Below are 22454 nucleotides of genomic sequence, written 5' to 3' on the forward strand. Positions count from 1 at the left end.
GAACGTGGATCAGGCAGGATCACCCGTACGTGATTGGATCGGGACAGTCGCCTTCCTGTTCCTGGCGCCCGGCATCGTTGCTGGTCTCATCCCCTTGCTCATCTCGGGCTGGCGGCTTTACGACTGGGACGGCGCGGCGTGGGCAGTGGTGCCCATCGCCTGGATCGCCGTCATCGTGGGGGTGGCTTTTCTGCTCCATGCCTTCGCACTGTTCGCTCTTCACCGCGGAACGCCTGCGCCCGTTGCGCCGACCCAGGCCCTCGTCGTGACCGGGGTTTATCGATTCGTGCGCAATCCCATGTACCTTGCGGTGCTCACAATCATCCTCGGCCAAGCGCTGCTCTTCGGCAGTTGGTGGCTGGTGCTCTACGCCGGGCTGGTGCTCGCGATGGTGGTGGCGTTCGTCAAGGGTTACGAGGAGCCGACCCTCACCGGTACATACGGCGAGCAGTACCTTGAGTACCGGCGCAACGTTCCGGGGTGGTGGCCGAGACTCAGGGCTTGGCGGGGATGATGTAGCCGGCTCACTTAGTACGTCACTCACCCGGGAGACGCAGATGCGCTTCCTGAGTTTCCAGCCACAGCCTTCTCCGCGTACGACGCCGAGACCCTGCGGTAAACAGGAGTCAAGAACGCGATGAGTGCCGCGACAATGAGAATGATGCCGGCAATCAGGAACACGAGGGCGATCCCGCGGGACGTGCCCCGGCCCAGCAGCGGCTCCAGTTGTGCGGCGCCCTCGGCGGAGCGGGCGTACGGGATGATCCAGAACTGGGCGATCGGGGCGATGAGGAACGCGGTGATGGGCGCTGCGGCGGACTCGAAGGCCATGGCGAATCCGAATACCCTACCCTGCCGGTTCAGGGGAACCACCTGTTGGATGACCGTCTGCTCGGCAGCTTCCACGATGGGAACCAAGGTCAGATACAGCCAGATCCCCACTACATACAACCATGCCCATTCACGCAAGGTGAACACTGCGCCCAGGAACCCCATGATGGCGACAACGATGAGCATGGTCCGCAAGGGATTGGAGCCGAGCCCAAACTTTCCCACCAGGGCACCGCCAACCAGGAATCCGGTGGAGCCTACGGCGAAGAACGTTCCCCACATTTCCACGGAGAACATCTCCAGTCCGTAAGGATCCATCAACGCCATGTACACACCGCCAATGAAGTTGTTAAAGGTGGAAAACAGAATCAGCGCGAACAGCCCGGAAATAGCCAGCACTGCCGCAAGCGAGCCACGGAAATCGAATCCGCCATGCGCGTCAGTGGCGGCCGCCTGCACCTCTTCGGGCATTCGCAACGTGAGTAGGTGTGCGAACGCCAGCGCGGTGAAAACCAGTGAAGCCACTATGGTCCAGCCCATGCCGAGCAGGCCTACTGATAGTCCGGAGAGGACCGAGGTGACAATAAACATGAGTCCCTGCACCATCCCCACCATTCCATTTGCATTGGCCCGGCGATCAGGCTCTATGAGGATGGTGACGGTGGTGGAGAGGGCAATGTTGCGCAAATTCTCGACGACGGCACCCACAAGGATGATCAGGGTGAAAATCCAGAACCATGGCTGCGTCAGGTCCAGCAGAAGGCTCGTAGGGGTGAGGAGGAACAACACTCCTGACAGCACGAACATCACCAGGGTGAACCCAGCAGCGAAGCGCATTATGGCAAGCTTGCGATACCTGTCCACGAACGTGCCGAAGCTGATGCTGGAGAGTGCAATCAGCAGCATGTAGGCACCCCCCACGACCCCTGTGGCAATAACGTTGCGGGTTTCGAGATAAACCCAGAACGTCAGGGCGAACCAGAGATAGCTTGTGGTGATATTTGCCAGGGCAGTGTTCACCAGGATCCCCATGAAGGTACGGGATCGCTGTGCCGGAGTGCGCAGGGAGAGGTCGATAACTTCAGTTACCCCAGCCGGTTCCTGCTCGGTCATGCGTTCCAGTGTACTGCTGGAGGCAACCCGCCGCCGTCGTGAATTTCCCGTCTTAGGCGTTAACCTCGGCCGTTCCCCTTGCCTTTTTCGGGCTTGGCATCGCTCTTTCCACCGCTCTTGGGGTCGGCGAGGCCTTGAGGCGCAGTGTTTTCAGTAACTTGGGCAGGCTCGGTTGCTTGACCGGCGGGCAACGGAACCGGCTGATCCTGCACATCCACAACGTCGACCGCAGGGCTTACCGCTGGTTCCGTCCTCATCGGAGCGGCCGGTCCGCTCGGCTGGGGTTCGATGACGGAGACCCCAGGGTCCGCGTGCCGCGTTGGATCGGCTGAGGGCTCCGCCGAAAAGACGCCGTTGCCGAGCAACGCCAGCCCCACCGGGATTGCGAGGGCAGCCGCCGCCAGCCCGGCGAGAAGCTTTGGGCGTTTCTTGCCAGGGGCTCTTGGGCCCGTCGTGGAAGCACGCCTTGCCGGGGTGGACCCAACCGCACCCGGACGGGAAGCCCCCGTATGCGGCGGCCGTGACGGCAAAGCCGGCGCCACTGGCACTGTCGGCAGGATTGCCGTCGCCGTGGGCGGCAGCTTTCGACGTCGGCCCGCCAGGACTTCTTCAACATCCCTCGCTGTCGGGCGTCGTTCCGGATCCATGTCCGTCATCGCTTGGAGGAGTCCGCGAAGCCCATTAGGGAGGTCTTCTGGAATCCCGGGTGCCCGGTGAAGGCGCGCCGACGCCGTCTCTACCGGGGTTCCTGGGTATTCGGGCTTGCCGGTGAGGCACTCCAGGAGCACCAAACCCAACGAGTAAACGTCGCTGGCCGGCGTCAGGTGCAGGCCTTGTGCCTGCTCGGGGCTGAGGTACTGCGCTGTGCCCACGGTGAAGCCCGTTGCGGTGAGTCGGTTGTCGTCCATGACCAGGGCGACTCCGAAATCCGCCAATTTCACAGATTCGGTACCCTCGGAAACCAGGATATTCGCTGGCTTGATGTCGCGGTGAATGACGCCCTGAGCGTGCACCTGGGCCAGCGCTCCGGCCAGCCGCACGCCGATCCGCGTAGTTTCCTGATGTGACAGAGGCCCGTCGGACAACACGGCTTTCAGATCACGGCCCTCTGCGAGTTCCATCACGAGATAGGCGCGTTCTTCGTCATTGCGGGTATCCACGCCCGCATCGAAAGCGGCCACCAGCCCTGGATGGTCAAAGGCAGCGAGGAGCCGCATCTCGGTTTCCTGACGGGCCCTGAACGAGTCGTCGCCAGAGCCGGGCAGGAAGATCTTGATAGCTACGTCCCGGCCAAGGAGCAGGTCCGTGGCCCGGTACACGGTAGACATAGCTCCTCGACCTAAGATGGGTCCCAGCTGGTAGCGGCCATCGATGGCATCTCCACTGGAGTCGGTCGCGTGGAACTCCACGGCCTCGTCGTTGTTGCCCACGAATTGTCACGCCCTTCAGGCCCACCTGGCTGCTACGGACCCAACCACTGTCCGCCGCTACCTGGTAACGCCGCCGATCAAACTTTCACGAGAGCCACGCGGTCGCCCTGTTCAGCGAAGCCGCTGCGGCTTGAGCAGTCCTGCGTCAAACAGCATCATCCGGATTTACCAGACAAGTCATCAGGATACTTAGTATTGCGCGCCAAGGGAAACGTGCCGCATCAAGTCAGGCTACTGCTCCGCTCGGGAAACCAGCCCATCCCGCTCGAGCGAGCCTGACACCAACCGCAACAAGCGCCCGACGGCGACCTCCCGCCGTCGGACGTTTTCCTTACGTGACGCACGGAACTGCGGTCCGGAGGCAGGGAAGGCACAATGGAAGCCATGACCCTTACCACCTTCGCCCTCGTCCGCCATGGCCAGACCGACTGGAATGCGGAGCGCCGGCTGCAGGGGGCCACCGACATTCCACTGAACGACGTCGGCCGCGAACAGGCGCGCGAAGCCGTTGCCACTTTGGCCAATTACCAGTGGGACGCCATTGTTTCCTCGCCGTTGAGCCGCGCGGCAGAAACCGCGGACTTGATCGCAGAGGGCCTGGGCCTAGCCGTCGCCCGGCGCGTTCCCGAGCTTATTGAACGAAGCTTCGGACCTGCAGAAGGCCTGCAAGCCGGCCCGGAACTCGAAGCACTTCGCATCCCTGGCGGTTTCCGCGGCGGCGAGAGCGATGATGACGCAGCCCGTCGGGGCATGGATGCCTTGGAACAGCTGGCACAGGAATTTTCAGGACAGCGGGTCCTGGCGGTAACCCACGGAACGTTGATCCGGCTGTCACTTAGCCGCGCGATTGGGCGCACGCTGGACAGCGTCCACAATGCCGTGCTGAACCTCGCCCATCACCACGCCTCCGATGGCTGGACGTTGGAGTACTTCAACGGTGAGCTTCTGACGGCCGACGTGGACAGCTGACACAACCGCGAAACTCAGCGAATCTTATTGACATTGGGCATGCCAGTTTCTGTATGCTCAAGAGAGTCAAGCAGTTGGCGCCATTCGCTCCGGTGCCCTGGAGGTCAGCTTGGCTCTCACACTTGTTGGCTCCCGACTGGTGACCACCGAAGCCTGCCGCGCCAACGCAATCACACTGACCGCGAGAGTTTCGCTGGCCACTTACGGCTGGTTTGAACTTCACGTCAGTCAATACCCTGGACTCGTGCTCCACGTTTCCCGGCTGGAAGAGGCGGCCCAGGCCGTGCTCGACGCCGCAACCGCCTCCAGCGGGCGGAAGCCGGAAGACTTTGACGTCCAGTTCCAATGCTGAGCAAGCCAATACCGGCTTGGGTCAGCGGGACTCAAGCCTGGAACGCAGCTGCTCTGTGAAGTCGGGGTAGGCTGCGGCAATCTCCTCCAGATCCATTGTCTGGGGAAAGTCGATCACGGGCTGGTGCTCGGCCAGAAAGTTGGCCGTCTCTTCAGTAACGAACTGCCCATCCTGACCGTCCAACCCAGCCTCGGCCAGGAATTCAGGGGTTATCCGGATAACGGATTCCCCGGTCTGCCCTTCGGATGCCCAGCGCACCAAGTATTCATCCTGATTTACGAGTTCCACATCGAATGACTTCTCCATGGCAGCAGCCTACGTGCCATTCAGCCGCGGCCAGTGGTTCTTCACTAGGATGAGTGACCTGGCAGCCATCGAATCTGTAATTATCGAGGTCGCCCCCACCGCTCAGGTGGCGGAGGCCTTCTACACTGACGTTTTCAGCATGGGCAACAGAGTTCAGGTACGTCCATCCGAGGCGCCGGCCACGGGCTTTCGGGGATTTACGATGTCGCTGGTCGTCTCCCAGCCGGCCACCGTAAACAGTCTTATGGACAACGCCCGCGACGCCGGCGCGACAGTCATCAAGCAGGCCGCCAAATCCCTGTGGGGGTACGGCGGAGTCCTCCAGGCTCCAGACGGCACCATCTGGACAGTCGCCTCCTCGTCAAAGAAAGACACCGGTCCGGCCAATCTGCAAATTGATGCGATGGTGCTCCAACTGGGAGTCGCGGATGTGGCTGCCAGCAAGCAGTTCTATCTCGACCGAGGCCTCACCCTGGCCAAGAGCTTTGGAAGCCGGTACGTCGAGTTCGATACCGGCCCCATCAAGCTGACGCTCAACAAACGCGCCGCCCTGGCCAAGACCGCCGGCGTATCAGCTGACGGAACCGGCTCGCATCGCCTCCTCATCAGCGGCGATGCAGGGACCTTCACCGACCCGGATGGATTCGTATGGGAAGCGCCGCTGGGCTGAGGGGCACGACTAACCATCGCTGGTAGCGGTGCGCCGGCCAGGCGGGGCGCACGCAAGAAAACGCACGACGGCGGCCTCCCGCCGTCGTGCGTTTCTGCCTGCGTTGGAGAGAGCTAAACTTCGGGACGCGGACGCCGGTCAATGATGGTCTCTGGAGCATCGCGACGCTCCACGACATGGTCCGTACGCCGTGTGCGGCTTGCCATGATGATGGAAATGATCAGGCCCAGGACACCCACAGCCATCAGAATGTAGCCGATCAGGACTTGGTCCACGAAGGGGATGAGTCCGGGGGCAAGTGCAAAGGCCAGAATCGCTCCAATGGCGATCAGTGCTATGGAAGAACCTATTCTCATGTCGTGCTCCTCTCACTTCCGACCGGCCCGCGAACGGGTGATCACGGAACTGCGTCGATATCGTAAGCATACTTCGCAATTTGCGACGCGCGATAGATTGTGCCCGCCATTGTTCCCTGCCAGTCGCGCAGACGTGGGCTGCGGATCAGTGCCCGAAACCCGCCGCGAATCGGGCAATTGCGTCCTCCGGAGTGGGCGGCGGACCAAAAACTTCGGCCTGCCGGCTCGTATTGGCGACGTATCGTCCCGTCTCGAACCAGGCAGACATGCTGGCCATGTCGCTTACGAGCGGTACAAAGCGTTCAGTGACTTTGCCCAGGCCCTTGAGCACAGGCGTTGGAACGGCCATGATTTTGATGCCCTTGCCGTCCGGCTCGCCGTGCTTGGACAGGAGATCCATCGCCTCGGACATGCTGACGGGGCGGGTCCATCCGATATCGATGCGTTCGCCATCAGTTATCTCCGCATCAACGGCATCCGCAAGGTATCCCGCGAGGTCGCTGGTGAGGACGAAGGTCAGTGGGGTGTCCTTGGAACCGATCCACATGACACGGCCCTTCGCCAGGGGGTCGCCGCCCATCCCAGCAGTCTGGTCAAAGAATGCACCCGGACGAAGCGCGACGAAAGGGACGCCCAGCTGTTCGAAAGTATCCTCGGCTTGCTTCTTGTGCCAGAAGTGCGGCACCTGGGGTGTCAGATCACAGGTGAGGATGCTGATGAGAACAAACCTCGGGACGCCTGTTTGCTTGGCCGCCACCGCAAGGTTGCTCTGGCCAAAGGTATCGATTGCGTTGGCGTTCTTGTCGTTCCGCGTATACCCGGCAGCCGTGGAAATAACTCCGGCTACACCTGTCATTGCATGGATCAAGGACGCCACGTCAAGCATGTCGCCACGGGCTATCTCAACACCTTTGGCTTCGAGCTTGCCGGCGTCGGATTTTGCCCGAACAAGCGCGCGGACGCTCTTGCCGCGCTTGAGAAGTGCATCAACCACCTGACTACCAAGGTAGCCGGTGGCACCGACCACGAGGACAGGCTTTTCTTCAGCCATGGTTTGCTCCTTGGACTCACCGGGTTCGCTCCCAGGAACAGTCGTAGCATGCCTCGCGGGGCTGATTCCAGCCTTCACGCAAACGCACGACGGCGACCTTCCGCCGTCGTGCGTTGTGGCCACCTCACCGGCGGACTCGGCCGGTGACCAGCGAGCTACATGGTGATGGCGATCTTCCCGCGCGTTTTGCCGGCGTCGAAATAGCGCATGGCTTCCGGAACCTCGTCAAGAGGATAGCTTCGATCGATAGCCGAGACGATGATTCCGGCTTGGAGGAGGCCGGCGAGGTGCTCAAGGTCTTCCCAACGCTCAGTACCGACGATCATGGTCAGCTTTTGGCTGATGAAGGGGGAAAGTGCCAGTGCCCGGAACTGCCTGTCCATGCCACCAGTCAACGGCCCGCCCTCTTCGCCGCCAGTGATGACTGCCGCGCCTCGTTGGGTGAGCGCACGGCGAAGTCGCTTCAAGCTTGGATTTCCCGCGAGATCGATGATCACGTCATACCGTTCGGAGCCATCAGCGAAGTCCCGCTGGGCGTAGTCGATCACGTGATCGGCACCGAGGGACCGCACATGGTCCACCTTGCCGCCACTGCATGCGCCGGTAACTTCAGCGCCCGCGGCCTTGGCGAACTGCATGGCGTAGCCGCCAACTCCACCCGAGGCGCCGAGGATCAGCACCTTCTTGTCCGTCTTCGCTTGTTCAGCGTTTATCCCGCCTGCACGAAGAGCCTGGAGGGCGGTACAGGCTGAAACGGGAACCACTGCGGCTTGTTCGAAGCTGACGCTCGCGGGCTTGAGGGCGAGGTGGTCCTCCCCCGCAACGGCATACTCAGCGAAGGAGCCCTTCCCCACGCCGAAGACGTAGTCCCCAACGGCGAAACGGGTTACGCCAGGCCCCACGGCTTCAACGGTCCCGGCGAGGTCGAGCCCGGGAACAGGATTCCTGGGCCTGCGGAATCCAAAAGCTAGACGCAGCGCGTAGGGCTTCCCGGTCATGAGGTGCCAGGTCCCACGGTCCAGGCCCGCAGCGTGGACGCGTACCAGCACCTCATTGCCCGCCACCTCCGGCTTGGGGATCCGGGCCAAGCGAAGGACGTCGGCGGAGCCATAAGCATGCTGTACCACCGCCTTCATGATGCCTCCCGACGTAGGCGTGGCGTTGGAAGCAGACGTTTCCTTGGCTTGCTGACCAGCGGTCATGGCCGTTCCTTTCAGGGATTCAGCTACTTTTTCGTACGCTGTACTAAAAACCGTATCGTACAATGTACCAAAACGGAATACCCAAGGAGATCCAGTGTCCTCTGCAAGCCCGGACCGCCTTCCGCTCAGTCGCGAAAGGGTTCTCACATGCGCCGTCGAACTGGCCGACGAGTCGGGAATATCCGCGCTGACCATCCGCTCCCTCGCGCAACGCATGGGCACCAAGCCGATGTCGCTGTACTACTACGTGGCCAACAAGGACCAGATCCTGGACGGCATTGTGGACATGGTCTTCGGCGAAGTTGAACTGCCTGCGCCTTCCGGGAACTGGCGGGAGGAAATGCACAACCGGGCCAACGCCATGCGCGCCGCCCTCGCTCGGCATCCGTGGGCAGTAGGGCTGTTGGAAAGTCGCTCCTCCCCTGGCCCCGCAACACTCCGACACCATGAGGCGACGCTGGCCACCTTGAGATCAGCAGGATTTTCGGTCCAACTAACCGCCCACGCGTACGCAGCGCTGGACAGCTACATTTACGGTTTTGCCCTCCAGGAGGCAGCCCTGCCGTTCGAAGGCCGTGATACTGCGGCCGAAATCACCACGCCCATTATGGAGCGATTCTCAACCGGAGAGTACCCGCACATGGTGGAAATCGCCGTCGAACACGTCCTCAAACCCGGTTACGACTTCGGCGACGAATTCGACTTCGGACTGAACCTGATTCTTGACGGCCTCAGCCGACTGATGGGCGATGCAGGTACAGCAGCCGAATAGCCGCAGCATCCGTTGAGGTGCTTGAGGCAAAAGGGTACGGTCAGGGCATACTCGACGCCGTCTGATTTGAGGATCTGATGCCATGGCCAGAATTGAGGACTACGCAATCATCGGGGACTTGAACACGGCGGCTTTGGTGGCCCGGGATGGGTCCATCGACTGGATGTGCCTGCCGCGTTTCGACTCGCCGGCATGTTTCGCCGCCTTGTTGCATAACCCTGAAGCTGGGCGGTGGCTCATGGCGCCCGCAAATGCAGCGGCCCGGAACGGCGGGAACTGCACGCGTCGCCGGTACCGTCCGGACACCTTGATCCTGGAAACGGAATGGGAAGTAGACGGCGGCGCAGTCCGGGTCACCGACTTCATGCCCGTCCGTGATGATGCCGTGGATCTGGTGCGTATTGTGGAAGGCCTATCCGGCGAAGTCGCCATGCGTGGGGAGTTGATTCTCCGCTTCGACTACGGCCGCGTCGTGCCGTGGGTACGTCACGGCAAGCACGGAATCAGTGCCGTAGCCGGCCCCGATTCTGCCTATATCACCACGCCCGCTCCGCTGAAAGGCCAGGACAGGCGCACAATCAGCGAGTTCACCGTCCGCGCCGGGGAACGCGTCCCCTTTGTGCTTCGCTGGGCACCAAGCCATGAGCCGGAGCCCCGACGCATCGACTCCGCCAAGGCATTTCAAGCCACGGAATCGTTCTGGCGCGAGTGGATTGGCCGCAGCGAGATGGAGGGCAAGTACAAGGATCCGGTGGAGCGATCCCTGATAACCCTCAAGGCTTTGACCTATGCCCCCACGGGAGGCATCGTTGCTGCTGCTACAACGTCCCTTCCCGAGCAACTGGGCGGCTCCCGCAACTGGGACTACCGCTATTGCTGGCTGCGCGATGCAACACTGACGCTGCAGTCCTTGCTTGCCGCCGGATACACGGAAGAAGCAGGGGCTTGGAGGGAATGGCTACTCCGCGCTATAGCCGGCGATCCTTCCGAACTCCAGATCGTTTACGGCTTGGACGGTGCCCGCAGGCTACCGGAAGCCGATATCCCGTGGCTTTCGGGCTACGAAAATTCCCTGCCGGTCCGCATCGGAAACGCTGCGGCCCCCCAGTTGCAACTGGACGTTTGGGGCGAGGTACTGGACGGACTCTCGCTGACCCGGGCGGCATCCCCGGCCGGCACCGTGGACACCTCCTGGGACATTCAAGTGGCCTTGATGGAATTCCTGGAGGGGGCTTGGGACCAGCCAGACAATGGGCTGTGGGAGATGCGCGGCCCCCGCCGGCATTTCACGCATTCCAAGGTGATGGCATGGGTAGCTGCAGATCGCATGGTCAAGGGCGTAAGAACTTCCGGACTGCCCGGCCCCGACGACCGTTGGGAGGCCCTGCGCAACGAGATCCATTCAGAGGTCATGACGCACGGGTTCGATGAAAAACTCAACAGCTTTGTACAGTCCTACGACAGCAAGGAGCTGGACGCCAGCCTGCTCCTCATCCCCCGCGTCGGCTTTCTGGGACGTCGGCACCCCCGCGTGGCGGGAACGGTTAAAGCCATCCAGGAAGGCCTCACCGATGATGGCCTGGTGTTGCGCTACCGAACCGAGTCCGGCCACGACGGCTTGCCCGGCCATGAGGGAGTCTTCCTTGCGTGCTCGTTCTGGCTGGTGGATGCGCTACTGGGCATCGGCCATGCCGGGCAGGCTACGGCACTGTTCGAGCGATTATTGACGCTCCGAAACGATGTTGGGCTGCTCAGCGAGGAATGGGATCCCGAAACCCAACGACAGCTGGGCAATACCCCGCAAGCGTTCAGCCACTTTCCGCTGATCCACTGCGCCCTTCAGCTCCATCACGGCGAAGCCCACAGCAGTGACACGCCCCTGCGTAGCCCGAAACACCCGGAACAAGGAACTGACCAGCTCCCACAACAGGCCATCTCCGAAGGCGGACCGGGCACGCTTCATCCGGCGCCACGAAAGCGCCGCGAGACCAGTCGGTGAAAGACCACAGTTACGATTCCGTTTTTTGATCGTCCGGATCCGCGGGTTCAGCTTTGTGCTTGGCTTCTTCCAGATGTTGATCAAGCTTCCGCTCGGCCTCCCGCCGACGCTGGCCGATGGTCCTCATCTGCTGCGTGGTCGGAGATCCAGCGTCGGTCTCCTGCCACGGATCGCGTTCCTCTGACCCTGCGCCCGAGGGCACGCCAGGGCCCTTCTTCTCTTCTTCGCCCATAAGGAAATCGTCCCATCGCCAGGGCTTCTGCGGTAGCCGCACGCGAGTGGATAAACGCACGACGGCGACCTCCCGCCGTCGTGCGTTTCCCCCACCAAAGCACCGCTTCCCCGCCAAAGCACCGCGGGCCTCGGGATGGAACGCTAGGGTTGGTCCCAACACATCTGACGAGGAGAGCCCATTGCCGTACATCGTTGACTTCAAGAACGTTTCTGTTGAAGGCCTGGAGTCCTCTCCGGTCGCTGAAGCGCTTGCTGGGTTGCGCGCCAACGAGGCCCGCTACTACAAGAACAAGTACGACCATGCCTTCACCGTCAGCCCTGCAAGCGAGGTCCCGGAAGTCGTGGATCGGGTGAGCCGGATCCTGAAGGAAGAGCGCGACATCGTCATAGATTCCCGCCCCCTTGAGGCGACCACCTTCGAGGTTGAGGGTTTGCGGATGGATTACGTGTTCTACGAGTCCGGACTGTCCATCAATGTCATGTACAGCATCGAGGACGGCGGGAAGCGGGCGGTGGGATTCAAACTCGCTGAAGGCATGGACGTGCCGGAAGAACTGGCGTCACGCTTCAAGTTCGCCCGCCAGAAATCCAAACTGGCAGGCGTCATCCGGGGCTCGTACTTCGTGATCAAGGGCGAGTACTGACCGCAGGCCATGACTACGGCCCTATGCCAACGGGCAGGGACCCTCTATTCTCTTGACATGGACGTTTGGGGAGCGTTTTGCCGCACCAAACCCGGTCAGAACAGCATCGGACGCGGGTGACGCATGGATCCCCTCAGCAATGTTCCTTCCCCAGACAACTACGCCGGTTTCATCGCGAGGTTGGATGCGGCGACGGCAAGCCTCAGCACACGGGCGCGGGCTCTGAACAAGGCACTGGCGGCCATCTCGTTGCTTTTGGGACGGTACCAGCGGGCCCTTCGGGCATGGGAACGGCGACTGGCCCGCGTCAACGAGGAACTAGCCCGGCACTCTGGGGAACCTCAGACCTCGGCAGCCCTCCACGAGCTTCACCGAACCGCCGTTCAAATGGAGTCAATGTACAGTGCGCAGATCCTTCGGATCACGGAAAAGCTGGCAAACATCCAAGGACGCCGCGACGCTATCGGGCGGTCGCTACTGGAGCTTGAAGTCAGCAGAGCCAAACTGGATACCTCACGGAAGTTGTCGCAGGACCGCGAGAACCTGAGCAAAGCCCTCTATGAACTCGCTGGCACCGGTGGCGCCACCGCCGAGATCCCCGACCTTGGATTGCGAAACGATCTTAAGGAAGCCCGCGAGGCAGTTGTTCTGGCCGAAGCACTCCTCGAAGTGAAGGGATCCTGACCATGGGGACCACGTCGCACAGCCACCCGTCTGGGGACACAGTTGAAGTGGTGCGCTGGGCGAGGAAACCCGGCGACAACCCCATCGTCAGATTCGCCACCTTCAGCATCCTTGGTGTGATCCTGTGGCTGATCCTGATGATCTTCATGCCTGGCCTGAGAAGCTTCGGCCTCGCCACGATATTCACGGCAGTCTTCGCAACGATTCTCACCGTTCCCACCGTAACCGCGCAGAGGAGCCAGCTGCGCGGGCTGGCCAAACGGATCAACGACACCATCACGGAGATGACAGACGCCTCCACGGACAAGATCTCCCCAAAGCAGCTTCGGAAATTGATCAAGAGCGGCGAGCCGCTTCCACTGTTGGTCAACGGGGTGCCCGGTTTGCAGCTGCACGTGAAACGGGTCGCAAGTGTCAAGGACGACGCCCCCGAAAAACTGCTGGCGGTTATTACCGTTGCCCCGGTAAGCAGTGGAACTGCCAGCTTTGACAGGCTACTCGAGGCGGCATTATATGGAGGACGGTAGAAGCTGAAGGCAGCCGCCTGGCTCTTGGTCGACGAACGAAACCTATTCCTGCAGGCGGAACCGGCCACGCGAAGTCCGACGACGCTAAAAATGATGCTCCTATTGCTGTCAATGGTCGTTGAGCCAGCTTTCGTAGCGTTTGTGGAAGTTGTCGTCGCGGGTGAGTCCGCGTTCGAGACGGGATAGTGCGGTAGGCCAGACGCGGAGGTCATCAGCGGCGGCCTGGAGGGTGATGTTCTTGGCTTTCCGCAGGGCCCGGAGCTGCCCGGCGAAGGGTGCTGGGTGGGGGTGCATGATCTGGTCATAGATTTCACGTGCAACGTAGCGTTTGAGGCAGCGCATGATTTCCTTGGTGGTTTTGCCTTCTTGTCGGCGCCTGGCCACGTAGGTTTTGGTCCGGCTATCACTCATCATCCGTACGAGCACTACGCGATGGATGGCTTTATTGGCTTGCCGGTCTCCGCCACGGCTAAGTCGATGCCGGGTGGTTTTCCCTGAGGCGGCCGGGATGGGGGCAACGCCGACCAGGGCTGCGAACCTTGCCTCCGAGGTGACCCTTTCGGAGTTGTCGCCTACGGTTACCAGCAACTGACTTGCAACGTCAGTGCCAACACCCTGAATGTCCCTGAGCGTAGGGGCGTGAATGGTGAGGATTGCGTCGAGTTCAGTATCGATCAGGGCCACTTCCGTGTTCAGGTGCCGGTAGCGGACAGCCAAGCGCTTGAGAACGATGGCGGTGGCGTTTGGAGGCTCGGCAGGGTCACCGATCGGTCGGCTTTTCTCCAGTGCGCTCATCATTGCAACGCGGCTTAAGCCGCGGTACTTCGCCCGGATGGGCTCAGGAGCAGAGACCAGGATGCTCTTGATCTGAGCCATGACCGCGACCCTTGCCCGCATGGCAGAGTTTCGTTCAGCGCGCAGAACACGTAGTGATTCCACAGCCCCGTCCCTGGCTTTTGGCGTCGCAACCCTGCTGCCGGCAAGTGCAGCTTCCGCAGCCTGATAGGCATCCAACGGATCAGACTTGCCCCGTAGCCGGCGTTCTTGCCGGTTTGGACGCATCACTTCCAGGACCCAGAAGTGCTCCCGACTCAGGACGCGTGCGAGCTCCGCTCCGTAACTGCCTGTGCCCTCCACGCCGATGGACGAGACCGGGCCAAATCCGGTGATGAACTCCACGATCTGCCGGTAGCCGGAACCGACGGCAAGGAACTCCTTGTCCCCTAGATGCCGCCCTGTTTCACTGATGACGGCGACGTGGTGGGTATCGGCATGCGTGTCGATCCCAGCGATGACTTTCGGATGTTGTTTTGCCATGATGAAACTGCCCTGACCTTCTGTTGCGTGCAATGGAACATGAAGGGCACGCCGGCCGGGTGGTCAGACAAGACAGTAATGGGATTCTTTGAGCAGGCTCCTATGAGGTCATGTCCACCTGGCCGCCGCGCTTATTACAGCCTGCGTCACGGCGGACAGATCATTTTGAAGACAAACCACAAGGGCGTCAGTCGGAGGCAGAGTCACACCGCAACACAAGCCAATTCCATCATTACTGTCAGACCCTGGTGGGAGGGTTGATTCATGGAAAGGGTTGGGCAGTTCGCGGCACGTGGGGCGGTAGCCTCCGGTGACGGTGCTGCCCTCTCCCGGGCCAGGATGCGGAGCATGGGAGCACCTACCCGGCTTGCCATGGCATACAAGAGTTCGACGTCGATACTGACGCCTGCGGATAATCCCAGGCGCGCTGAGCTGCTTCGCGGGCTCGATTCGATAAGGAGTGCACCGCATTCCCCACCCGGCCCGGATGAAACCCTGGATGCCACCGCCAGTCCGGCCCAACCAGGCACCGGCCATGGACACGTGCACTCCGAGCCCACCCCGCCTTCACTAGCCGGCGCCATGGAAACCCTGGTCTCTGCTTTGGATGGCCCACGCGGGATGGCCGCCACTGAAGCCCGGCTGTTCGGGTTTGTTGAGGCATCACACTTCGCCGGGCGGGTGGAGGAGATCGCCCGGACCGTGGAGTACCTTCAGGTGGTCGCGGCCCAGGCGGTGGAACGGACCCGGCAGGAAGCCCAGCAGGCACACTCCTCCGCCGCGGGCACCAGATGGCGGACAGGCTGGACCGAAACCGCAACCGAACCCGGAACCGCAACCGAACCCGGGACGGAAACCACAACCGAACTTGAACGCGAACCCGGGGCCGGGACCGCAACCTCGGGCCCGGACTCCGCCGCCGTTCGGCCCGCCGTTGTTGGGCCTGCTGCTGTTGGGTCCGCTGCTGTTGGGTCGGCGGATGCTGCCGCGGTGGTGGATGATGGGTACCGCAACGCCGCGGAATTCCTGCGCGCCCGCCTGAGGATCGGCATCGGCGAAGCCAGGCGCCGGCTCGCCCTCGCAGCCCAAGCGCTCCCCCGCGCCGGCATCGCCGGACAACACATCCCGCCCCGCCGCGAAATCCTTGCCAAAGCCCTCGAATCCACGCAGATACCCACCCGCTCAGCGACCATCATCAGCGCCGCCCTGGACAAAGTACAGCTCCTCACCGACGAGGACACCCTCGCCGGAATGGAACAAGCCCTGACCACCACCGCCCGTGAATCCGATCCCGACTTCGTCCTCAAAATAGCCAAACGCTGGACCGACTCGATCGACCAGGACGGGCCCGAACCCAGCGAAGAAATCCTCCGCCAACTCCAAGGCACCCTCATCCGCAAACCCCGCCACGGACTGCACCACCTGGAAATCTTCGCCACCACCGAACAATACGAAACACTCACCACCGCCATGAACACCGCCACCAACCCCCGCCTCACCACCGGCAACGGCGACACCATGGGCGGGCCGGGCACGAACAGTGGCGGCCAAGCTGGTGAGCCTGCCGGTCAGCGTCATGGCCGGAACGGATCAGCCAGCCCGGACCTGGACCGCCGCTCCCGCGCCCAGAAACTCCTCGACGGCCTCGTCGGAGCCTGCGGTGTCGCCCTGACCACCGGCAAGCTGCCAGCCAACGGCGGACTCCGGCCTCAGGTCATGGTCACCATCAACCACCACGACCTCCTCCAGGAACTCACGAACACGGCCAACACCCCGGTCCGCCAGGAACTCACGAACACGGCCAACACCCCGGTCCTCCAGGAACTCACGAACACGGCCAACACCCCGACCCGCCCGGCCAACACCCGAACCCGGCCCAGCTCCGGCGCCGCCACGAATCAACCCGGCCCGCCCCGAACCCGGCCCAGCTCCGGCGCCGCCACGTTCAGCGGCCCGATCCACCCCAACACCATCCGAAAAATCGCCTGCGACGCCGACATCATCCCGGTCCTGCTCGGCACCGAATCGAGGGTCCTGGACATCGGCCGCACCACCCGGATCTTCCCACCCCACATCCGCAAAGCCATCACCGCCCGGGACCAAGGCTGCGCCTTCCCCGACTGCACCATGCCAGCACCCTGGTGCGAAGCACACCACATCACCTACTGGTCACACGGCGGCACCACAGGAACCGAAAACGGCACCCTGCTCTGCAGCCACCACCACCACCTCATCCACAAAGAACACTGGACCATCACCACCAACACCGGCGTGCCCTGGTTCACCCCACCACCACACATCGACCCCCACCAAACACCACGCCGCAACCACCACCACACACCCCTCAGAACATAAAGACCCCACAAAGAAGTGGAGACCCGTCAAAGGAAGTAGAGCAAACAGGTCTACCGCGACGTCGACCAGCCCGTGTACGACTCAGCCAAGTACGCCTTGGCATGCTCGGACGAAACCACGGAGTGCAGCTCACCGAGCTGGCGGGCCCGGTCGAAATCGTCGGCGCCTGGAACGGTGTGCAGCATGGATGTCATCCAGTAGGAGAAGTGCTGCGCCTTCCACACACGGTCCAAGGCGCGATCACTGTAGGAATCCAGCAATGTGGTTGAGCCGTTGGAGTAGAAAGAATCGAGGCCTTCGAAGAGCACCTTGACGTCGTGGATGGCCAGGTTCAGGCCCTTCGCGCCGGTAGGCGGGACGGTGTGCGCGGCATCGCCAGCAAGGAAGAGGTTGCCGTAGCGCATGGGAGTGTGGACGAAGCTCCGGAACGGCAGGACCATCTTTTCCAGGACCGGGCCTTCGTTGAGCTCGAAACCGTTGCCGTTGACGCGTTTGCGGAACTCGGACCAGATGCGTTCGTCGTCCCAATCGGCCACGTTTTCCTTGGGGTCGCACTGGAAGTACATGCGCTGCACCGCCTCGGTCCGCTGGCTGATCAGGGCGAAACCGTGCTCGGAGTTGGCATAAATCAGCTCGTCGGAGCTGCGCGGTGCCTGGGCCAGGATGCCGAACCAGGCGAACGGGTACTCATGGAAAAACCACTTCCGGTTGGCTTCGGGGATCTGGAAGCGGCAGTGGCTGCGTGAGCCATCGGCGCCAACGAGGAAGTCGGCCTGGATCTCGAACTCCTGGCCGTCGGAGTCAGTGAACCAGACTTTGGGCTTGCCCTCGAGATCGTGAACGGTGGTGTCCGTGACGCTGTACCGGACGTCGCCGCCGTCGGCCTCCCGACGCGCGGCGAGGTCGGCGAAAACGTCCGTCTGCGGGTAGAGCCACACAGACTCGCCCACCAGCTCTTTGAAGTTGATGCGGTGGCTTTCGCCGTTAAACCGTAGCTCGATGCCATCGTGCCGGTCACCTTCGCGCAGCACCCGGTCCGAGACACCGGAGTCCACCAGCAGGTTTACAGTGCCGTGCTCCAGGATGCCGGCGCGAACAGTTTGGTGGATTTGCTCGCGGCTGCGAATCTCCACCACCACTGAGTCGATGCCTTGCTTTGCCAGCAGGTGGGAGAGCATGAGGCCGGCGGGTCCTGCACCCATGATGGCGACCTGTGTGGTGACGATATTGCGTGCCATGGTGTTCCTCGCTTCGTTGCGGTCCCGCTGGGGACAGGATGAGTCTGAAATCAGTGTGGCCTGCGCTGCGTGACCGGTGTTACATGAATTCCGTTGAACGGAATCCTGACTTCAGTCTCCCAGTTGCCTGCCTATTCCCCGCGCAGCAGTTTGTAGCGCGGGAACCAGGGCCTGCAGACGCATCTCGGCCAACGGCACCACCACACCGAGGGCCGCGACTGTGCGCCGCTTGCCGTTCATCACAGGCACGGCAATGCCCCAGGTGTCAGGATCAACGACGCCCGCCAGCTGGGCATAGCCCAACTGCGCGGCCTCCGCCAGTAGGTGCCGAACGACGTCGGAAGTCACCTTTCCTGCCGGGTCTTGGAACTGTTCGAGGTACTGCCCCTGCAACTCGCGCGACTGGTGTGCCATCAGCGCCAGCCCGGCGGAGGAAATGTGGACTGGCATGCGCCCGGCGATGCGTGCGCGGTTGGCAACCGAGCCCCGGCGCGAAAGCCTCTCCACGAACAAGGCTTCCCATCCATCAAGCACGGCGAGGTTCACGTTCTGGTTGAGGACTTGCTGGATGTCTTCCATAAAGGGCATGGCCGCCTGGCGGAGCGCCAAGGTGGGCGAGTTCCGATTGACGAGCTCCCACAGCCGCAGCCCAAGACGAACCGTCCCGCCAGCACCAAGTTCCAGTAGGCCGTGCCCGGAGAGTTGCCGGACCAGCCGGTGGGCGGAAGACAACGGGAGGCCGGACCTGTCGGCGAGTTCGGTCAGTTGCAGTGAGGTCGCGCCTTCAGGAAAGGCCTCAATAACCCGAACTACGCGATCTACCACTGAGTCACCCGATGCTGAGTTGGCCACGATGTGTTCCTTAGATACCTGTCTGCAACCTGACGCCAAGGCGACGCCTTCCATTCAATGGTAGAACGTGCTGCAGGTTACTCCTGACGGTGATACAACTCTCATAACCGACCGGCCGTTCTGCTGGCCGCATCCACTCTCAAAGAAGAAATCCCGAGGACGCTATGCCAACGACGCCATCCGCCCGCCGCTCACAATGGCCAGTCTGGCTGTGTTGGCTAGCCATGGTCTTGGACGGCTTCGACCTCGTAGTCCTGGGGACCGTCATCCCAACGCTCATCAAGACCGGTGATATAGGCTTTGACGCCGTCGGAGCCACCTTCGCTGCCACTATCTCCTTGGTAGGAGTGGGGCTTGGGGCACTCTTTATCGCCCCGCTGTCCGATAAGTTCGGCCGACGGAAGCTCTTGATTGCCTGCGTGGCCGGCTTCTCGCTGTTCACGATTGGAGTGGCTTTCGCCCCCAACGTCGCGGTTTTCTCGATGCTTCGCCTGCTGGCCGGCCTTGGGCTGGGCGCCTGCCTTCCCGCCGCACTCGCGTACATGAACGATTACGCACCGGCGGGATCAGCCGGAAAGTCGACCACACGGACCATGACTGGCTACCACGTCGGCGCTGTGGCGACTGCGTTCCTGGCAATCCTTGTGGTCCCCAACTGGCGGCTCATGTTCATCATTGGCGGCGTTGCCGGGCTGGCGCTCCTGCCGTTCCTGTGGGCGAAACTGCCGGAGTCCCTTCCCGAAGCAGTCCCGACACAGGCGGACCAACCGGCAAAGGCGGGTCCCGGCGTCGTGCATTCCACAGACGGTAAGCAAAAGACCGGGTTCCGTGACCTCATTCAGAAGCCGTATCCGCTGGTGGCCGCGGGAATCGGCATCGCGTCGTTCATGGGGTTGTTGCTGGTTTACGGCCTGAACACGTGGCTGCCGCAGTTGATGGCGGCTGCCGGTTACACCGTGAGCACCGGCCTGACGCTGTTGCTGGTCCTCAACCTGGGCGCCGTGGCCGGGCTGGTTCTGGCCGGAATTCTTGCCGACCGGCATGGGACCAAGAAGATCGTGCTGCTGTGGTTCGGGCTTTCGGCAGTCTTCCTGGCCGTCCTCAGTGTGAAGATCCAGAATGAGTTCCTGCTCAACGCCGCGGTGTTCGTCACGGGTATCTTTGTCTTCAGCTCGCAGGTGCTGGTTTACGCCTGGGTGAGTCAGCTGTTCCCAGCAAGGCTCCGCGGAACGGCGCTTGGGTTCGCTGCCGGCGTGGGCCGCCTTGGCGCGATCGTTGGTCCGGCGGTTACGGGAACCCTGGTGGCTGCAAACATTGCCTACCCTGCCGGCTTCTACGTGTTCGCCGCAGCGGGAGTGCTGGCCGTCGCGGCGCTGTTCCTGGTGCCGCATCAGGTCAAAAGTCCTGAAGGGGTGCGGGCGTTGGATCGATAACCGCCCGGCACGACGCTAACTGTTGCGCGGGCCCAGCTTCCCGGGCTGCGGGTGAAGCGACTCGCGGGCCTTGCCCAACAGCTGCGGCCCTGCCGCATAGCAACGGTCCGTGTACTGCCGGAGCGCCGGAAGGGCCTGGACAGCGTAGTCGAAGTGGTCCTCGCGGATCATGGACTCGATCGCCCTGCATTGGTCCTCGGTTTCAAGCGCTCCCACCATTGCCGAGGAGATCTTGAGGCTAAGCACAGCATCCATGCTGGCGTCTGCGTCGTGTTCGCAGAGGCCGTTGGAGATCCTCAGGAGCCTGCCCGGCAACATCGAAAGGTAGGTGGAGAGGAAGCGCAACGCCGGAGTAGAGTCTCCCAGTTCATCGGCCAGAGCCTGCAGCCTGCAGGGTTCGAGGGCCGGAATCTGACGCTCTGCTTCTTCACTCATCACTGGCTGCTTGTGTCTGCCCGGCGTCTTCCGGCGTCGACTTGTTGGGGTCCTTGCTCCAGATGGAGGCGAGCATCCCCAGGACCAGAATCCCGGGCGCCCCGTACATCAGGATGTTCATCACGAGGGGTTCGCGCAGGGCGCGGATTGCATTCCCGACGTAAGGGATTGTGGCGATCTGCTTGTCTACCGTTTTCCCCTGCAGGGTGGCGATCCAGGGATCGATGCCATTATTCGCATCGCCCTTGGTCTGCACAGCCACGCCACCATCGGCGGTGGTGGTCATCTCCGTGATGCGATGGGTCTCCACCCGCTGGTCTTCCACCGGGATGTGGTAGGTGATGATGTCGCCCACCTTGACGTCCGTGATCGGCGTCGGAACGGTGACGACGACGTCTCCCGGGTTGATCAAGGGCGCCATCGACCCGGTCAGCATCGTAGAGGTCTGATAGCCCAGTACCCGCGGCCCGATCGCCAGGAACAGGAAAACCAAGGCTGCGACAGCCAACATGGCGAAACCGAGGAATTTCATTGTCTTGCCGGCAAGCCTACGGAACGCGCTTGGAGTCGCGGCGGCTTCCTCGGGGGTCTCGACGGCTGTCGTCCTGAGTGCCTCCGCTGAACGCCGGCCAGTGAGTGCGGGTCCGCTGATGCTGGTCGATGCGCTCATGGTCCTGGCGTTCCTTCCGATGTTGGAATCTTCTGATTGAGAGTCTGGGCTATCTGGCTCAGGCTTCTTGCGGGAAAGCCTCAAGTCTGGCTCAGGAAATACCGGCGGACCTGATCGGGCAGGGGGGGGCGCCCGACCAGGCCCGGCGGGGCTCTGTTTTGAAGCTGGGTGAGTTGAAGCTAGGTGGTGAGGCTTTTGTGGGGCTGGTGTTACCTGGTGGTTTCGGTGCGTTGGGTGCCGGTGAAGGCGAAGGCGATGGTGCTGGTGGCGCCCTGGAAGGTGTCATTCGCCGTGGTGGGGAATGCGGTGGTGACTTTGAGGTAGTCGGTCTTGGCTGCGGTCAGGGCGGTCAGGTTGTTCAGGACTTTGTTCGCGGTGATTACCGGGGCGGCGGCCATGACGGTGGTCTTCGTGCCGGAGCAGGTGTAGGGGGCTGCGGCGCCGGTCCAGGCAACCGAGCAGTTCTCGATGGTCAGCTGCAGGCCGTTGGTTGTGTCGGTGGTGAGCAGTGAGGCGGTGGCGCCGGCGGAGGTGGTGAGGGTGACGTTGTTCAGGTCCGAGTTGCCGGTGTTGGCCAGGGTGACGAGCTTTTCGACCTTGTCTCCGGGCAGGAGTCCTGCCACCGGGACGTTGAGGGTGTTGTTCGCTCCGGTGCCCAGCGCGATGGTGACGGTGCCGGCGGTGGTTTGCTGGCTGGCTGAGGTGGAGGAGGTGAACGCGCCGTAGGTTCCCATGCCGGCGACGGCGGCTGCGGTGCCGATCAATGCGACGGAAGCGAGGACTTTGCCGGAGGTGGTCTTGAGGCTGATGGCCATGGGAATCAATATCCTTTCGGGAGGCCACCGCTACCGGCCGGCCGTTTCGTTTGCCGGCCCTGAGTGGCTGACAAGAAATACTTTGCCGGGCCCGGATCAAGAACCAATCCTGCAATCCATCAACACTTGCTCAGGAAAAGATCAAGAATTCCTGTTGCTTATCCCCACGGCACAGGCACTCTGGACTGATCATAAGCAT

Annotated in this window: 24 protein-coding genes; 11 read left to right on the forward strand and 13 right to left on the reverse strand. The window is 62.2% G+C overall.

The window, feature by feature from the left end; genetic code table 11:
- Window positions 1-4: 4 nt before the first annotated feature.
- On the forward strand, window positions 5-514 hold the full coding sequence (locus LDN75_RS22930; RefSeq protein ID WP_223934966.1) for an isoprenylcysteine carboxylmethyltransferase family protein: 510 nt from the start codon (window positions 5-7) through the stop codon (window positions 512-514).
- A 26-nt stretch (window positions 515-540) separates the two neighbouring features.
- On the opposite strand, the gene LDN75_RS22935 is transcribed toward LDN75_RS22930, so the two are convergent.
- Together LDN75_RS22935 and LDN75_RS22940 are read right to left on the reverse strand one after the other, a co-directional pair.
- A complete protein-coding gene (locus LDN75_RS22935) occupies window positions 541-1944 on the reverse strand; it encodes an MFS transporter (protein WP_223934967.1) in 1404 nt (467 codons plus the stop codon).
- 59 nt (window positions 1945-2003) lie between these two features.
- The gene (locus tag LDN75_RS22940; RefSeq protein WP_263422341.1) at window positions 2004-3272 is read right to left on the reverse strand and encodes a serine/threonine-protein kinase; all 1269 of its coding nucleotides are present in this window, start codon (window positions 3270-3272) and stop codon (window positions 2004-2006) included.
- Window positions 3273-3749: 477 nt separating this feature from the next.
- Between LDN75_RS22940 and LDN75_RS22945 the strand changes: the two genes are divergently transcribed.
- Window positions 3750-4343, forward strand: coding sequence for a histidine phosphatase family protein (locus LDN75_RS22945; protein ID WP_223934969.1), 594 nt, complete (start codon window positions 3750-3752; stop codon window positions 4341-4343).
- Between the two features lie 109 nt (window positions 4344-4452).
- Entirely contained in the window at window positions 4453-4695 is a 243-nt protein-coding gene (locus LDN75_RS22950; RefSeq protein WP_223934970.1) for a hypothetical protein, read from the forward strand.
- A gap of 21 nt (window positions 4696-4716) precedes the next feature.
- Here LDN75_RS22950 and LDN75_RS22955 read toward each other — a convergent pair whose 3' ends face one another.
- The gene (locus LDN75_RS22955) at window positions 4717-5001 is read right to left on the reverse strand and encodes a hypothetical protein (RefSeq protein WP_223934971.1); all 285 of its coding nucleotides are present in this window, start codon (window positions 4999-5001) and stop codon (window positions 4717-4719) included.
- Between LDN75_RS22955 and LDN75_RS22960 the strand changes: the two genes are divergently transcribed.
- Window positions 5000-5671 carry a glyoxalase gene (locus LDN75_RS22960; RefSeq protein WP_223934972.1) on the forward strand — a complete coding sequence of 224 codons (672 nt, stop codon included), beginning with the start codon at window positions 5000-5002 and terminating at the stop codon, window positions 5669-5671. The two genes, LDN75_RS22955 and LDN75_RS22960, sit on opposite strands and share 2 nt — an antisense overlap.
- 113 nt (window positions 5672-5784) lie before the next feature.
- On the opposite strand, the gene LDN75_RS22965 is transcribed toward LDN75_RS22960, so the two are convergent.
- From LDN75_RS22965 to LDN75_RS22975, 3 genes are all read right to left on the reverse strand, one after another.
- Window positions 5785-6027, reverse strand: a complete 243-nt coding sequence (locus LDN75_RS22965; protein ID WP_223934973.1) for a DUF6458 family protein — start codon at window positions 6025-6027, stop codon at window positions 5785-5787.
- 145 nt (window positions 6028-6172) lie between these two features.
- On the reverse strand, window positions 6173-7078 hold the full coding sequence (locus LDN75_RS22970; protein ID WP_223934974.1) for an SDR family oxidoreductase: 906 nt from the start codon (window positions 7076-7078) through the stop codon (window positions 6173-6175).
- 155 nt (window positions 7079-7233) lie between these two features.
- Window positions 7234-8280: an NAD(P)-dependent alcohol dehydrogenase gene (locus LDN75_RS22975; protein ID WP_223934975.1), complete on the reverse strand. Its 1047-nt coding sequence runs from the start codon at window positions 8278-8280 to the stop codon at window positions 7234-7236.
- Window positions 8281-8374: 94 nt separating this feature from the next.
- Here LDN75_RS22975 and LDN75_RS22980 point away from each other — a divergent pair, with 94 nt between their 5' ends.
- Together LDN75_RS22980 and LDN75_RS22985 are read left to right on the forward strand one after the other, a co-directional pair.
- Window positions 8375-9052: a TetR/AcrR family transcriptional regulator C-terminal domain-containing protein gene (locus LDN75_RS22980; RefSeq protein ID WP_223934976.1), complete on the forward strand. Its 678-nt coding sequence runs from the start codon at window positions 8375-8377 to the stop codon at window positions 9050-9052.
- An 82-nt stretch (window positions 9053-9134) separates the two neighbouring features.
- Window positions 9135-11051 carry a glycoside hydrolase family 15 protein gene (locus tag LDN75_RS22985; protein WP_223934977.1) on the forward strand — a complete coding sequence of 639 codons (1917 nt, stop codon included), beginning with the start codon at window positions 9135-9137 and terminating at the stop codon, window positions 11049-11051.
- A gap of 10 nt (window positions 11052-11061) precedes the next feature.
- Here LDN75_RS22985 and LDN75_RS22990 read toward each other — a convergent pair whose 3' ends face one another.
- A complete protein-coding gene (locus LDN75_RS22990; RefSeq protein WP_223934978.1) occupies window positions 11062-11343 on the reverse strand; it encodes a hypothetical protein in 282 nt (93 codons plus the stop codon).
- Between the two features lie 121 nt (window positions 11344-11464).
- Between LDN75_RS22990 and LDN75_RS22995 the strand changes: the two genes are divergently transcribed.
- The 3 genes from LDN75_RS22995 (at window position 11465) to LDN75_RS23005 (ending at window position 13140) form a co-directional block, all read left to right on the forward strand.
- Complete coding sequence (locus tag LDN75_RS22995) at window positions 11465-11929, forward strand: phage tail protein (protein ID WP_223934979.1); 465 nt, start codon at window positions 11465-11467, stop codon at window positions 11927-11929.
- 123 nt (window positions 11930-12052) lie between these two features.
- On the forward strand, window positions 12053-12613 hold the full coding sequence (locus tag LDN75_RS23000) for a hypothetical protein (RefSeq protein WP_223934980.1): 561 nt from the start codon (window positions 12053-12055) through the stop codon (window positions 12611-12613).
- A 2-nt stretch (window positions 12614-12615) separates the two neighbouring features.
- Window positions 12616-13140, forward strand: coding sequence for a hypothetical protein (locus LDN75_RS23005; protein WP_223934981.1), 525 nt, complete (start codon window positions 12616-12618; stop codon window positions 13138-13140).
- Between the two features lie 108 nt (window positions 13141-13248).
- Here the strand turns inward: LDN75_RS23005 and LDN75_RS23010 are convergent, their stop codons facing one another.
- The gene (locus tag LDN75_RS23010) at window positions 13249-14457 is read right to left on the reverse strand and encodes an IS110 family transposase (RefSeq protein WP_223932928.1); all 1209 of its coding nucleotides are present in this window, start codon (window positions 14455-14457) and stop codon (window positions 13249-13251) included.
- Window positions 14458-14721: 264 nt separating this feature from the next.
- Here LDN75_RS23010 and LDN75_RS23015 point away from each other — a divergent pair, with 264 nt between their 5' ends.
- Window positions 14722-16812 carry a DUF222 domain-containing protein gene (locus LDN75_RS23015; protein WP_223934982.1) on the forward strand — a complete coding sequence of 697 codons (2091 nt, stop codon included), beginning with the start codon at window positions 14722-14724 and terminating at the stop codon, window positions 16810-16812.
- Window positions 16813-16862: 50 nt separating this feature from the next.
- On the opposite strand, the gene LDN75_RS23020 is transcribed toward LDN75_RS23015, so the two are convergent.
- A complete protein-coding gene (locus tag LDN75_RS23020; protein WP_223934983.1) occupies window positions 16863-18050 on the reverse strand; it encodes a 4-hydroxybenzoate 3-monooxygenase in 1188 nt (395 codons plus the stop codon).
- Between the two features lie 111 nt (window positions 18051-18161).
- The gene (locus LDN75_RS23025; RefSeq protein WP_223934984.1) at window positions 18162-18902 is read right to left on the reverse strand and encodes an IclR family transcriptional regulator; all 741 of its coding nucleotides are present in this window, start codon (window positions 18900-18902) and stop codon (window positions 18162-18164) included.
- Between the two features lie 164 nt (window positions 18903-19066).
- On the opposite strand from LDN75_RS23025, the gene LDN75_RS23030 reads away from it, so the two are divergent.
- Window positions 19067-20335: an aromatic acid/H+ symport family MFS transporter gene (locus LDN75_RS23030; protein ID WP_223934985.1), complete on the forward strand. Its 1269-nt coding sequence runs from the start codon at window positions 19067-19069 to the stop codon at window positions 20333-20335.
- A gap of 15 nt (window positions 20336-20350) precedes the next feature.
- Here LDN75_RS23030 and LDN75_RS23035 read toward each other — a convergent pair whose 3' ends face one another.
- From LDN75_RS23035 to LDN75_RS23045, 3 genes are all read right to left on the reverse strand, one after another.
- Window positions 20351-20770, reverse strand: a complete 420-nt coding sequence (locus LDN75_RS23035) for an Hpt domain-containing protein (RefSeq protein ID WP_223934986.1) — start codon at window positions 20768-20770, stop codon at window positions 20351-20353.
- Window positions 20763-21440: a signal peptidase I gene (locus LDN75_RS23040; RefSeq protein WP_223934987.1), complete on the reverse strand. Its 678-nt coding sequence runs from the start codon at window positions 21438-21440 to the stop codon at window positions 20763-20765. Before LDN75_RS23040 ends, LDN75_RS23035 begins: the two co-directional genes overlap by 8 nt.
- 209 nt (window positions 21441-21649) lie before the next feature.
- Window positions 21650-22255, reverse strand: coding sequence for a TasA family protein (locus LDN75_RS23045; RefSeq protein ID WP_223934988.1), 606 nt, complete (start codon window positions 22253-22255; stop codon window positions 21650-21652).
- Window positions 22256-22454: the final 199 nt, after the last annotated feature.

This window comes from Arthrobacter sp. StoSoilB5 (genome assembly GCF_019977235.1).
Taxonomy (GTDB): Bacteria; Actinomycetota; Actinomycetes; order Actinomycetales; family Micrococcaceae; genus Arthrobacter.

Bases quoted from the DNA above. Each gene is read 5' to 3' on its own strand.
- LDN75_RS23030 (WP_223934985.1), top strand. From the start codon at position 19,067: ATGCCAACGACGCCATCCGCCCGCCGCTCACAATGGCCAGTCTGGCTG.
- LDN75_RS22970 (WP_223934974.1), bottom strand. From the start codon at position 7,078: ATGGCTGAAGAAAAGCCTGTCCTCGTGGTCGGTGCCACCGGCTACCTT.
- LDN75_RS22975 (WP_223934975.1), bottom strand. From the start codon at position 8,280: ATGACCGCTGGTCAGCAAGCCAAGGAAACGTCTGCTTCCAACGCCACG.
- LDN75_RS22985 (WP_223934977.1), top strand. From the start codon at position 9,135: ATGGCCAGAATTGAGGACTACGCAATCATCGGGGACTTGAACACGGCG.
- LDN75_RS22955 (WP_223934971.1), bottom strand. From the start codon at position 5,001: ATGGAGAAGTCATTCGATGTGGAACTCGTAAATCAGGATGAATACTTG.
- LDN75_RS23035 (WP_223934986.1), bottom strand. From the start codon at position 20,770: ATGAGTGAAGAAGCAGAGCGTCAGATTCCGGCCCTCGAACCCTGCAGG.
- LDN75_RS22940 (WP_263422341.1), bottom strand. From the start codon at position 3,272: ATGTCTACCGTGTACCGGGCCACGGACCTGCTCCTTGGCCGGGACGTA.
- LDN75_RS23000 (WP_223934980.1), top strand. From the start codon at position 12,053: ATGGATCCCCTCAGCAATGTTCCTTCCCCAGACAACTACGCCGGTTTC.
- LDN75_RS22965 (WP_223934973.1), bottom strand. From the start codon at position 6,027: ATGAGAATAGGTTCTTCCATAGCACTGATCGCCATTGGAGCGATTCTG.
- LDN75_RS23015 (WP_223934982.1), top strand. From the start codon at position 14,722: ATGGAAAGGGTTGGGCAGTTCGCGGCACGTGGGGCGGTAGCCTCCGGT.
- LDN75_RS22945 (WP_223934969.1), top strand. From the start codon at position 3,750: ATGGAAGCCATGACCCTTACCACCTTCGCCCTCGTCCGCCATGGCCAG.
- LDN75_RS23005 (WP_223934981.1), top strand. From the start codon at position 12,616: ATGGGGACCACGTCGCACAGCCACCCGTCTGGGGACACAGTTGAAGTG.
- LDN75_RS23020 (WP_223934983.1), bottom strand. From the start codon at position 18,050: ATGGCACGCAATATCGTCACCACACAGGTCGCCATCATGGGTGCAGGA.
- LDN75_RS22935 (WP_223934967.1), bottom strand. From the start codon at position 1,944: ATGACCGAGCAGGAACCGGCTGGGGTAACTGAAGTTATCGACCTCTCC.
- LDN75_RS23045 (WP_223934988.1), bottom strand. From the start codon at position 22,255: ATGGCCATCAGCCTCAAGACCACCTCCGGCAAAGTCCTCGCTTCCGTC.
- LDN75_RS22960 (WP_223934972.1), top strand. From the start codon at position 5,000: ATGGCAGCAGCCTACGTGCCATTCAGCCGCGGCCAGTGGTTCTTCACT.
- LDN75_RS23010 (WP_223932928.1), bottom strand. From the start codon at position 14,457: ATGGCAAAACAACATCCGAAAGTCATCGCTGGGATCGACACGCATGCC.
- LDN75_RS23040 (WP_223934987.1), bottom strand. From the start codon at position 21,440: ATGAGCGCATCGACCAGCATCAGCGGACCCGCACTCACTGGCCGGCGT.